9 protein-coding genes are annotated in these 12255 nt (G+C 43.9%); all 9 read right to left on the bottom strand.

The genetic code is table 11. The annotated features are described in order from the left end of the window. Nucleotides 1-12 precede the first annotated feature (12 nt). A complete protein-coding gene (gene spoVE, locus QR721_RS05630; protein ID WP_348029477.1) occupies nt 13-1125 on the bottom strand; it encodes a stage V sporulation protein E in 1113 nt (370 codons plus the stop codon). A gap of 81 nt (nt 1126-1206) precedes the next feature. After that, entirely contained in the window at nt 1207-2556 is a 1350-nt protein-coding gene (murD, locus tag QR721_RS05625; protein WP_348029476.1) for a UDP-N-acetylmuramoyl-L-alanine--D-glutamate ligase, read from the bottom strand. Beyond that, entirely contained in the window at nt 2553-3539 is a 987-nt protein-coding gene (gene mraY, locus QR721_RS05620) for a phospho-N-acetylmuramoyl-pentapeptide-transferase (RefSeq protein WP_348029475.1), read from the bottom strand. The genes murD and mraY overlap by 4 nt, the downstream gene beginning before the upstream one ends. 37 nt (nt 3540-3576) lie before the next feature. Then, entirely contained in the window at nt 3577-4956 is a 1380-nt protein-coding gene (locus tag QR721_RS05615) for a UDP-N-acetylmuramoyl-tripeptide--D-alanyl-D-alanine ligase (RefSeq protein ID WP_348029474.1), read from the bottom strand. A 3-nt stretch (nt 4957-4959) separates the two neighbouring features. Next, nucleotides 4960-6429: a UDP-N-acetylmuramoyl-L-alanyl-D-glutamate--2,6-diaminopimelate ligase gene (locus tag QR721_RS05610; RefSeq protein ID WP_348029473.1), complete on the bottom strand. Its 1470-nt coding sequence runs from the start codon at nt 6427-6429 to the stop codon at nt 4960-4962. Between the two features lie 130 nt (nt 6430-6559). Beyond that, entirely contained in the window at nt 6560-8497 is a 1938-nt protein-coding gene (locus tag QR721_RS05605) for a stage V sporulation protein D (RefSeq protein ID WP_348029472.1), read from the bottom strand. A gap of 205 nt (nt 8498-8702) precedes the next feature. Beyond that, a complete protein-coding gene (locus QR721_RS05600) occupies nt 8703-10889 on the bottom strand; it encodes a penicillin-binding protein (RefSeq protein ID WP_348029471.1) in 2187 nt (728 codons plus the stop codon). Between the two features lie 14 nt (nt 10890-10903). Beyond that, nucleotides 10904-11272, bottom strand: coding sequence for a cell division protein FtsL (gene ftsL / locus QR721_RS05595; RefSeq protein WP_348029470.1), 369 nt, complete (start codon nt 11270-11272; stop codon nt 10904-10906). Next, nucleotides 11269-12249 (bottom strand): 16S rRNA (cytosine(1402)-N(4))-methyltransferase RsmH, encoded by a 981-nt coding sequence (gene rsmH, locus QR721_RS05590; RefSeq protein ID WP_348029469.1) that lies wholly within the window; start codon nt 12247-12249, stop codon nt 11269-11271. The genes ftsL and rsmH overlap by 4 nt, the downstream gene beginning before the upstream one ends. Nucleotides 12250-12255 lie beyond the last annotated feature (6 nt).

Here is a 12255-nt window from a genome sequence, read left to right as displayed (position 1 = left end):
GGGAAATCGAATTTATAAACGGGAATGCCTGCTTATATTCAATACGACGCCTGCCGACATAAGGGTGAGTGTGAGTGATGAGCCCCCATAACTAAGAAACGGAAGTGTTATTCCAGTGACCGGAATTAATCCAATAACAACACTGACGTTGATCATAACCTGAATTGTCACCATAAAAATGACACCCAATGAAAGCAACCTTCCAAAACCATCAGGTGCTTCAAGTGAAATTTTAATTCCTCTCCATAAGAAAAGAATGAATAGGACAATAACTGCTGCTCCTCCTATGAAGCCCAGTTCCTCTGCCAGGATTGCGAAAATGAAATCAGTTTGAGGTTCTGGCAAGTAGAAATATTTCTGCAGACTCTTTCCAATTCCCGTGCCCATCAGGCCTCCAGGTCCAATTGCATATAGAGATTGAATGATTTGGAATCCATCTCCTCTAGGATCCTGCCACGGATCAAGAAAGGCCGTAATTCGTTTAATTCTGTATGGCGCTGAAGCAATCAGGAAAATGAATCCCCCAACTCCAAGTGCAGCGAGCCCGGAGAAATGCTTAATACTAGCTCCAGAGACAAAGATCATAAGCATGCATGTCCCGACAAGGACAACTCCTGTACCGAGATCTGGCTGGAGCATAATAAAACCGAATGCTATGAAGACGAGAGAAACCGCGGGCAAGAATCCTTTTCTGAACGAGGACATGTACTTTTGCCTCTCCGAAAGGAATTTGGCCAAAAATGCAATCAAACCAAGCTTCATAAATTCTGAAGGCTGGATACTGAAAGCTCCGATTCCAATCCAGCTACGCGCTCCTCCCCTTACGAGGCCCACCCCTGGAACAAGGACCAAAACAAGCAATACAAAACAAATAATCAGAAGCAATTTTGCGTGTGTTTCCCATGTATGATACGGAACATTCATAATGAAGAACATAGCGACAACCCCTACTCCGGCAAACAAAAGTTGGCGCTTGGCAAAGAATAAATGATCATCATATTTATATTCCGCCCACACGTACGACGAGCTGAGAACCATAATGACACCAACTGCTAGCAAAGCAAGGATGATGAATAGCAGTACCTTGTCCACTTGTGGCTGATGTCTCGTATTTAATTTAGACAAAAGAAAACACCCCTTCTTCCTGATTGGAAATGAGGGGTGTCAATGATTCTGTCTCTATAAATATGCGAGCAGTACAACCCCCTATATAAGGGTATGCACCGCTTCTATAAACATGTCGCCTCTTTTTTCAAATGTCGGGTACTGATCCCAACTTGCACACGCTGGTGAAAGGAGAATGACATCTCCTTGTTCAGATAGTTTCCAAGCAGCCTCGACTGCCTCTTGCATATTGTCTGTATGGACAACTTGATCGATGTTGGCTGCCTTTCCGGATTGTGTAAGCTTTGCTGCTGTTTCACCAAAAACGACCATTGCCTTTACACCTGAAAGGCTTGGTTCCAGTTCTTCAAAGCTATTACCACGGTCAAGACCTCCGCACAATAGAATCACCGGCTTAGTGAACGAGGATAGCGCCTTTTCCGTTGCAAGGATATTCGTCGCCTTGGAGTCATTATAAAAGTAACGTCCCTGAAGCTCTGTGACAAATTGAAGCCGATGCTTTACACCAGAAAAGGTCTTCAAAACGGAACGGATTCCTTCTGTCGTTGCCCCGCTTAGCTTAGATGCACTGATAGCTGCAAGAATGTTTGACAGATTATGTTCTCCGACTAGAGCAATTTCAGCGCGCTTTATAATTTCCTCACCTCTAAAGTAGACTGCATTGTCGTCAGCCCATGCACCGTTTTCAAGATGCTGCTTTAGAGAGAACGGGATTTTTTGAGATTTAGCTGATTGGGCCGCTTTTGAAACCTTTTCATCATCAGCATTGTAGATTAGAAAATCATCTTCTGACTGATTTGCGAAAATCTTGCTTTTCGCTTCCAGATAATTATCAATCGTCTTGTGATAATCAAGATGGGCTTCAAACAGATTAAGAAACACTGCGACATTCGGATGGAATTTGATTGTCCCCTGCAATTGGAAAGATGAGAGTTCCAGAACGAGCCGCTCATCTTTTCCCATACTCTGCACTGTCTCCGCTGCAACTTTTCCGATGTTGCCTGCCGCTTTTACTGGTACATTGCTAGCAGCAAGCATTTCCCGGACTAGCGTTGTTGTCGTTGTCTTACCGTTCGAGCCGGTAATGCCGATGATCGGTCCCTCGGCCAGTTCGCTTGCAAGTTCAATCTCTGTGATTATTGGCAAACCACGTTTTTCCGCTTCAGCAACGATGATATGGTCATATGGAATACCAGGGTTTTTGATGAGCAAATCAATACCGTCCAGAACAGATAGCGGATGACTGCCGAGAACAACTTCCGCTCCACGTCTTTTCAAATCAGTGACAATCGGATCTGTTTCTTCCGTCTTCATGTCATTCACTCTTACTTTGACACTCTGATTCAGCAACAGGTCCGCTGCAGCTGTTCCACTTTTTGCAAGTCCAAGCACGAGTGCCGATTTATATGGAAAATCAATCAATTGTTTCATGTTAGCCACACCTCAATATAAATGGCCAGAGCCGCAAAGATCAGGCCGACGAGCCAAAATGTAGTTACGACACGCCATTCCGACCAGCCTAGCAATTCATAGTGATGATGCAGCGGGCTCATTTTGAATACACGCTTTCCTGTCGTTTTGAATGATATGACCTGAATGATTACAGACAAGGTCTCAATGACGAATACACCGCCAATGATAATTAGAAGTATTTCCAGCTTAGTTAAAATCGCAATTGCTGCAATTGCTGCTCCAAGTGCGAGTGAACCGGTATCTCCCATAAACACTTTTGCAGGATGGGCGTTAAACACTAGGAAGCCGAGCAATGCACCGACAACTGCCAATGCAAAAATATTAACTTCAATCTGTGGGAAACCATACCATGCCAAAATTGCAAAAGCACCGAAGGCAATAGCTGCAGTACCAGCAAGCAGACCGTCAAGTCCGTCCGTCAAATTGACGGCATTCGAAGCACCGACGAGCATAAATAGGACGAGTATTGCATAGCCCCAACCAAGATCGAATTGAATGCTCGTTCCAGGTATTTGGATATATGTTGGAAAATCATTCATTCGCAATACGAAATAAAAGATGAGCGCAATTACAATCTGGCCGAACATTTTTTGCTTTGAAGTCAGGCCAAGATTTCGTTTCATCGCCACTTTAATGAAATCGTCAAGGAAGCCAAGCAGCCCGTATCCGGCCAACACGAAAATGAGAAGCCACAATTCATAGCCGATCGGAGCAGAACTGAATTTTGCGACCATGATAATCGATGTGAGAATGACGCTCAGCACGATTGTAATCCCGCCCATCGTAGGCGTACCGGATTTCTTCATATGTGATTTTGGTCCTTCTTCTCTGATGCTTTGGCCGAACTTCAACCGTCTGAGGAACGGAATGAAAATCGGCGACAGGAGGACGGTAATCAAAAAGGCGATGGCAATTGTCATGATTAATACTGTAGTGTTCATTTCTCTTCCCCCTTTGCTTGAAAACTGTCTCTTTTATCTACAGTTGATTTGTCTCTTGCACGGCAAGCAGGTTAATAACCTGTTCCATCTTCATGCCGCGAGATGCTTTGAACAGCAGGACAGTACCTGCTTCAAGATACGGTTCCAGCGCTTGGACAAGTCCGTTTGCATCAGAATAATGAGCTGTTGCGATCTGTGGATCAAGTTCGTTAACTTTAGTCCCAATAAGTTTAGACAACTCTCCGTATGTAAAGAGGGCGTCAATCGGTTCCTTAATATGCGGTGCTACTGAAATATGCAGCTCTTGTGCATGTGAACCGAGCTCGAATATATCACCGAGAATGACGATCTTCCTTTCATATCCATCCATTTCACGGACCACATCTATTGCAGCTTTCATGGAAGTCGGTGACGCATTGTATGCATCATTAATCAACATCGCACCATTTCTGCCTTCGACCTTCTGGAAACGCATCCCTGTCATCATAATATTTGCAAGACCTTCACGAATGGCGGCATCACTTATACCAAGCAAACGCCCGAGTGCAATCGCATAACTTGCATTCTTTGCATGATGACGGCCATAAAGCCCAACTTTGAACTCAGTACCGTCTCTTAGAGAAAATATAGTACCTTCATCGATTACTGATGCATTTACAATTTGAAGTTGACACGCATTTGAAAAACCGCATGTAATTGTCTGGCTTGAGTCGTGAACTGTCTCAAGTAATGGCTCGTCGCCATCGATGATCAGTTTGCCTTCATTTGAGAGGCCTGAGACAATTTCCAATTTGGCAGCAGCTATTCCTTCTCGCGAACCTAGATATTCAATGTGGGATTCACCTATATTTGTAATTATTGCGTAATCAGGCTGGGCAATATTCGAAAGCAGCTCGATTTCCCCCGCATGATTCATACCCATTTCCACGATGAGCATCTCCGTATCGCGAGGCATGCCCAGAATGGTAAGTGGCACTCCAATATGATTATTCAAGTTACCCTTTGTCCAATGTGTCCGTAAGCTTGTGCCGAGAACTGCAGCTACAAGGTCCTTGGTCGTCGTCTTACCATTGGAACCGGTAATTCCAATAACGCGCGGATCAACGAGTTTACGATAGCTTTGTGCCAATTGCTGAAGTGCAAGAAGCGTATCTTCAACAAAAAATACAGCAGCGCTTGAATGAATTTCTCCCGGAACAGGAAGCGTCCGATCCCATAGAACTGCAACTGCTCCCGCTTCTACTGCACCTTTCGCAAAGTCATGGCCATCAAAGCGATCGCCGCGGAGCGGAACGAACAAGCTGCCGGATAAATCCCCTCGGCTGTCTGTCGAAACTTGGCTGATTTCATCACCTGCAAATTTCCCATTCAGCTGATTGTCAGGAAAAAGCTGCTGTAAAAAATCAATCGCAAACATTATTTACTCTCCTTTGCGGCGAATGGCTTCGCGTGCTGCCACCCTGTCGTCAAAATCAATCTTTGTATGGCCAATTATCTGATATGTTTCATGTCCCTTGCCTGCAATCAGAATGATATCATTCGGTTCAGCCAAGTTGACCGCATGTTCTATCGCTTCTTTACGATCCGTAATACGAGTATAAACTGCTGGATCAAGCCCTTCAGCCATATCATCGAGGATGCGATCCGGATCTTCAGTACGCGGATTATCGGATGTAAGAATTGCCTGGTCCGCATGCTTCACTGCAATTCCTGCCATAAGCGGGCGTTTTGAACGGTCACGATCGCCTCCACAGCCTACAACGACATATACTTTACCCTTCGCGAACTCTTTAATTGTCAGAAGAACATTCTCCAAGGAATCAGGTGTGTGGGCATAGTCGACTATTACTGCGAAATCCTGACCTTCGCGAACAGCTTCAAATCGGCCATCCACCCCTGGAATCGCCTCGAATGCTTCTTTGATTATGTTAAGCGGGACACCTTTTGCGATGGCAGCACCTGCTGCAGCAAGCATATTATAAATGTTGAACATGCCGATAAGATGGCTGTAAATTTCTGTCTCTCCTAAAGGAGTAACTAGTTTGAATGCCGTGTGAGTAACAGCAAGCTCAACATTTTCCGCCTTAATATCAGCGTCATTCTCAATGCCATAGGCAAGGATATGCTGAGCCGTACTTCTTTTCAAATAATCAAAATGCTTATCATCGGCATTCAAAATGGCAAATTTACGACCAGTATTACCATATATGTTGCCTAGACGGGAGAATAGGAGGCTTTTTGCATGTAAATATTCATCCATGTCTTTATGATAATCCAGATGGTCTTGAGATAGATTCGTAAAAATTGCTACATCAAAATCACAGCCATGAACACGGCCAAGATCAAGCGCGTGGGATGATACTTCCATAATGGCAGTATCCACGTGTGCATCCTGCATTTTATGGAAAGTTTTCTGGAGCAGAAGTGCATCCGGTGTTGTATTCTCGGACGGTATTGTTTCGTCACCGATTTTCATTTGAATTGTACCGATAATACCAGTTTTTTGATTGAATCTATTGAAGATTTGCTCTAGCAAGTATGTAACTGTTGTCTTGCCATTTGTACCTGTTACTCCGATCAGATTCATATTGCGAGTCGGTTCTCCATAGAAGCAGTTCGAGAGTTCCGCTAACGCCTGTGTTGTATCTGAGACGATGATGACCGGGACGCTGACATCAAGCGGACGCTCGGCTATAATTGCCGCAGCGCCTTTTTCCTCCGCTTGTGACGCGAAATCATGACCATCAACCGTAAAACCTTTGACACATACAAAAAGAGCACCGCTTCTTGCGGCTCTTGAATCCATCTCTATTGTCTCAATTTCAATCTGTTCGCTGCCTTCCGGACATTTACTGAATGGCAGGCTTTCTATCAGTTTACCTAGTTTCATAGCAGAACAATCCCATCTCACAAAGTTTGAAATATACTATTCCGAAAGAAAATATCATTTTTTGACGGTTTTTCGAACTAATTTATGAAAAACGCCTTTCTTCCAATAGATATTATAGCAAATTTGGGAGTCAATCACGAACGCTTTCGGAAGATAAGTAAATTCTGATTTTTGTGCCTTCTTCAACTTTAGTCCCTGCTCGAGGTTCCTGATCGATAACATGTGTCCCTTTTCCGCTCGTTTCGATTTTTAGATTGGTCATATATTTTTGTAGTTCTTCTTTTTCCAGACCGATCAATTCAGGTACTTCCACTTTCGGCATGTCTGGCCATTGGACTTCTTTATCAAGTCCCTTCTTACGTGGCTTCACTTCCATTGCCCTCAAACTGTCACCAATTATATTACCAACAATTGGTGCGGAAACAACGCCCCCGAACTGAACAGTTCCTTTAGGGTTATCTACCGCAACATAGACAACAATTTCCGGATCATCGGCTGGTGCAATACCGATAAAGGAAACAATATGGTTGTTTTTCATATAGCGACCGTCAGTACCTACTTTTTGGGCTGTCCCTGTTTTTCCCCCTACTCGGAACCCTTCCACAAATGCAGGCCTTCCAGTTCCTTTCGCTACTACGCTTTCCAAAGCATTCCGAACTTCTTTGGACGTTTCTTCTGAAATGACACGGCGTGTTATTTTCGGTTCAATTTTCTCTACCGTTTCTCCTGTTTTTGAGTCAATCCATTCACTGGCAATATGTGGTTCATACAAATAGCCACCATTAACGGAAGCTGCTACTGCCATGACTTGCTGTATTGGTGTCACAGATACTCCCTGGCCGAATGCTGTCGTCGCCAGTTCAATCGGTCCGACATTTTCAGGCTTGAAGAGAATACCACTTCCTTCTCCTTGAAGATCAATTCCTGTCTTTGAGCCAAAACCAAAGTTGCGAATATAGGAAAAGAGTTTTTTATCGCCTAGTTTATTACCGAGGCTTACAAAACCGGGGTTGCATGAGTTCTGGACAACTTCAAGGAAAGTCTGATGCCCATGTCCACCACTCTTCCAACAGCGCAACCTTGCTCCCCCAACTGTCACCGAACCTGAGTCATTAAATGTATCCTTCTCAAGATTTACAAGTCCTTCTTCAAGTGCTGCAGCAAGCGTGATGATTTTAAAAGTGGATCCAGGTTCATATGTGCTCCAGATCGGCAAATTGCGATCAAAGATTTTAGGATCGACTTCCTGGTAGTTTTCGGGGTAAAAATTTGGCCGACTGCTCATACCTAGGACGCCTCCGGTCTTCGGATTGACAGCAATAGCTAGCGCACCGTCCGGATTGTACTTCTCAACAGCGATATCTAGCTCCCTCTCAATAATAGTCTGGACCTTGGAATCAATGCTCGTCTTCAAATCAAGTCCATCTTGGGGAGAAGTATATCTGTCTGCCAACTGTTTCATTTTTCTGCCCTTAGCATCTGAATAGTATGAGAGACTGCCTTTCTCTCCTTTCAGATTTTCGTCATAGTACAATTCCAGTCCCATGAGCCCTTGGTTGTCAATACCGGTAAATCCAAGTACATGTGACAGATGATTACCATATGGATAGTGGCGTTTTGCATCTTTCGCAAGATAAACCCCATCGAGATCTAATGCTCGTATCGCCTTCGCTTGTTCATCTGATAACTTTCTACCTTCCGGCTTAAACGCAACTGAGCTCGTCTGCATCGTCAGCTTTTCATAAGCTTTTTTGACAGGCATGTCGAGTATTTTTGCGAGCTGTTCAGAAGTTTGTTGCGGATTCTTTATTTGGCGCGGCACGACAACAAGAGAAGGTGCCGATACATTTTCAGCTAACGCAACACCATTACGGTCAAGGATCTTTCCTCGATTCGGTTCGAACTTTACATCGCGGCTCCATGAGTCATCCGCCATGCCAGTAAGTTTATCCCCAATGATGAACTGGACATAGCCAAGTCGGACCATAATCACCGAAAAAATGAGCAAACCAAATAAAAATACAGTAACAATCCGCCTTCTGACTATAACATTTGATACACGTTTCATCTGCAATCCCCTCTTCATAGACAGGCTTGCACATAATATATGAAACAGGCCAATAGAAAAGAACCGTTAGCAAAAAGAGAAAAAATAGAATAGCTCTAAGTAAAAAAACCATTCCATCCCTAAAGCCTTTCAGCTTTTGCGGCATATTCCCTTTAAACAAAAAAGGAACGTTCCATAAGTTATGGAACGTTCCTTTAGACTTTTATCATCGGACTTCTGAAGGTTGTTGTTTCGTTTCTTTTTCTCCCGGTTCGAGGAATTCGACACCGAGATATGCATTTTTTTTGAAAGGTTTTCCTGGTTTAATGCTTTGTCTTGTTGCAAATCCGTTACCGATTGTCTCAAGCTTCAAATCGGCTAAATTCGCAAATTCTTGGACTTCACGCATGGACCAGCCTTTCATATTCGGAATTACAGGCTGATCGCTCAGTACCATTACTTTGTCTCCTGATAACATCGGCTCACCAGCATTTTCACTCACTTCAGTGACTTGCTTACCATCACCAATGACCACAGCTTCCAATCCGCTTTCTTTAAGTTTCTGTTTTGCCTCTTCGATTGTCAACCCTTCAAGATCAGGCATTTTAACTGCCTTTGTCTTTTTCTCTTTCTTCATATCCGGATTGATATTCATGTATTGCAAGGCATTTTCCATAACATTTTTAAAGATGAATGCCCCTGGTTCGCTGCCTACCTCAGTCGGTTTTAAGTTCGGCTGCTTAACCGCAACATACATCATCAACTGCGGATCATCCTTTGGTGCCATCCCGAGGAATGAGAACACATAATTACTATGTCCGTACATATAGCCCGGTCCGTCTTCTCTCGGAATTTGAGCGGTTCCAGTCTTACCAGCAACCGAGTAGTCAGAAAGCTTGTATGCTTTACCTGTTCCCTCTTCGCCTGTTACGACTGAACCCAGTAATTCGCGCATCTGCTCAGACGTTTCTTTAGAAATCGGCTGGCCTATGACTTCAGGTTTCTTTTCTTTTACAACTTTCTTTGTTGTAGGATCTACGATTTTTTGAATGATGTAAGGTCGCATCATCTTGCCGCCATTTGCAATAGCGCTTGCGGCAGTCATTTGCTGGATCGGGGTAACTGTACTACCCTGACCGAAGGAGGTTGTCAGCTTCTCAAGCGGCCAGTTGTATAAGATTTTCCCAGATACTTCTCCTGGTAAGTCAATTCCTGTCTTCTGATCAAAATGGAAAGACTTTAAATACTGAAGATACTTATCAGGTCCAATTTTTTCCCATTCGAGCTTTGCGGCTGCAACATTCGATGAACGTTGAAACCCTTCATCGTATGAAATCGGTCCCCAGCCTTCTCCACCATTATGGTCGACTACTGGGCCTGTACGTTCATTTATTTTGTAACGTCCTGACTTGTACAGTTCATTTCCATTATAAACATTCTCTTCAATTGCAGCAGCCCAAGTGAACATTTTCATTGTCGAACCAGCTTCAAAAGGTGTAGAAATCGCATCATTGTACCAGTTTTCCACATCATTTGGCTGATTCGGATTGTAGCTTGGCCGGTTACTCATTGCCACAATCTCACCAGTCTTCGGATTCATAATGATTGCGATCATCCGCTCTGGATCATATTTTTGCTGCATGTTACCCATTACATCCTCAAGCAATGTCTGGATTTTTTGATCGATTGTCAAATGAATATCCTTACCATCATGTGGTTTTTTGACAACTTCATCTGGATTAAGCAGCTTTTTATTATATTTATCCCGCTTATAAGAGATGTAGCCATCCTTTCCCTTAAGGATTGAGTCCATCTCTTTTTCCATACCGGCAATTCCATTGATATCGCCTTTATCGTCTCTCTTTGCAAAACCAATGATATGTGAAGCAAACAGACCGTTTGGATAGTAGCGGCTCGGTTCTTCAGCAAATTGGATGCCTTGTATATGTTTCTTTTCAATTGCGTCCTTCTTGCTCTGATAAATGTTCTTGCCTTTTACGCCGAATTCGACCTGGAATGCTTTTTTGCGCATGCCTGCTTCTATTCTGCTCTCCACTTCGCTAACAGCCATGTCGAGCATCGGGGCAAGCTGCTTCGCCGTCTTATGCGCATCTGTAACATGCAAAGGCTTATCCGAATTCTCCGAGTAGGCAGGATCAAGCACAGCATAGACGCGATACGCTGGTCGGTCATAAGCTAGGGTCATGCCGCTATTGTCAAAAATCTTTCCTCGTTCAGCGTGCAGTGTGTAGGATGAGGTCCTTTTGCTCTCAGCCCACTTGTTAAGGTCCATTCCAGAAACCTTTCCTGTAGCCTCAACATAAACGAATCTTCCGGTAATAATCAAAAAAACCACCGCATAGCATAGCATTAAGATGCCGGCCATGAGGTGGGTAGTTTTGTTTTTTTTCATGCCAGCTCTCCTGTCTATTTGTCAAGCAGCTCTGCCTGTTTCACCTTGGCGTCCTGGATTTTGAGCCCATTCTCTTTTGCGATTTTCGTAATTCTTTCTGGACGGCTCAATTCTTTGACTTCGTATGTCAGGTCGTTGTTTTCGCTCTTTTGCTGCTTAACTTTGCTTTCCACCGACTGCAGTTCTCTGTTCACAGAATCAGTGGAAGATGCATAGTTAACTGTATAGATTCCTCCCAGAATTGTACAGGCAGCTACAATCGAGTAGAGAAGCTTTTCACCTTTTGTGATCCAGCCTTGTCTATGTACACGTACTGTGACCTGTTTCTTCCGTACTGGCGGGGTATAGCTTTCTTGCCATTTACGGGCATGGTTGGCGCTCATTTTTTGTTCCATCCTTCCTCATATTGAAAAGTATCATCCCATTCCCGCACTTTTTCGGCAATCCGAAGTTTCGCCGATCGGGATCTTCTATTTTCATTTAATTCTTTTTCATCAGGCAAAATCGCCTTCTTATCTACAAGCTTGAACGGTGCCAAATGATCTGTTGGCACGACTGGAAGATTACGTGGCACAGGCAGATTACTACTCCACTTCTTGAAAGCCTGTTTAGCAATGCGATCCTCAAGGGAGTGGAAAGTAATAACTGCTATCCTTCCTCCTGTTCTGAGAACGCGAGCAGCTTGATGAAGAGCATCATTAAAAACAGCAAGCTCATCATTCACAGCAATTCGCAACGCTTGGAAAACACGTTTTGCAGGATGTCCGCCAGTCCTTCTCGCTGCTGCCGGAATTGCTTCCTTTATCAGTTCAGCAAGTTCATGTGTCGTAGCCACAGGTTTCTTCTTCCTATTTTCTTCAATTTTCCTGGCAACCTGCTTAGAAAATTTCTCTTCTCCATATTTGAAGAAAATCGAAACGAGGCGCTCATATGGCCATTCATTTACAATTTCGTATGCAGTCAGTGTCTCTTGACGGTTCATACGCATATCAAGCGGTGCATCGTGTTGATAGCTAAATCCCCGTTCTCCACGGTCCAGCTGTGGTGAAGACACACCTAGATCAAAAAGAATTCCATCCACGTTTTCAATGCCAAGTTCTTTTAGTTTATAACCAAGTTGCCGGAAATTAGCGTGGACAAGTTTAACTTTGTCCTTAAAAGGCTCCAGTCGCTCAGAAGCTGCAGCAAGTGCATCTTCATCCTGGTCAAAACCGATAAGCAACCCTTTTTCCCCGAGGCGTGAGGCAATCTCATAAGAATGGCCTGCCCCCCCGAGTGTACAGTCTACATAAAGACCGTCGGGTTTAATGTTCAATACTTCAATTGTTTCTCTTTTCAATACACTGTAATGTTCAAACATTGTAAC

The sequence above is a fragment of the Aciduricibacillus chroicocephali genome (assembly GCF_030762805.1).
GTDB classification, from domain to species: domain Bacteria; phylum Bacillota; class Bacilli; order Bacillales; family Amphibacillaceae; genus Aciduricibacillus; species Aciduricibacillus chroicocephali.
This window is presented reverse-complemented; position numbering and strand designations above follow the sequence as displayed.

Excerpts from the sequence above, each read along its gene's own strand:
- murD (WP_348029476.1), bottom strand. The coding sequence starts at position 2,556 with ATGAAACAATTGATTGATTTTCCATATAAATCGGCACTCGTGCTTGGA.
- rsmH (WP_348029469.1), bottom strand. The coding sequence starts at position 12,249 with ATGTTTGAACATTACAGTGTATTGAAAAGAGAAACAATTGAAGTATTG.
- mraY (WP_348029475.1), bottom strand. The coding sequence starts at position 3,539 with ATGAACACTACAGTATTAATCATGACAATTGCCATCGCCTTTTTGATT.
- QR721_RS05615 (WP_348029474.1), bottom strand. The coding sequence starts at position 4,956 with ATGTTTGCGATTGATTTTTTACAGCAGCTTTTTCCTGACAATCAGCTG.
- ftsL (WP_348029470.1), bottom strand. The coding sequence starts at position 11,272 with ATGAGCGCCAACCATGCCCGTAAATGGCAAGAAAGCTATACCCCGCCA.
- QR721_RS05605 (WP_348029472.1), bottom strand. The coding sequence starts at position 8,497 with ATGAAACGTGTATCAAATGTTATAGTCAGAAGGCGGATTGTTACTGTA.
- QR721_RS05600 (WP_348029471.1), bottom strand. The coding sequence starts at position 10,889 with ATGAAAAAAAACAAAACTACCCACCTCATGGCCGGCATCTTAATGCTA.
- QR721_RS05610 (WP_348029473.1), bottom strand. The coding sequence starts at position 6,429 with ATGAAACTAGGTAAACTGATAGAAAGCCTGCCATTCAGTAAATGTCCG.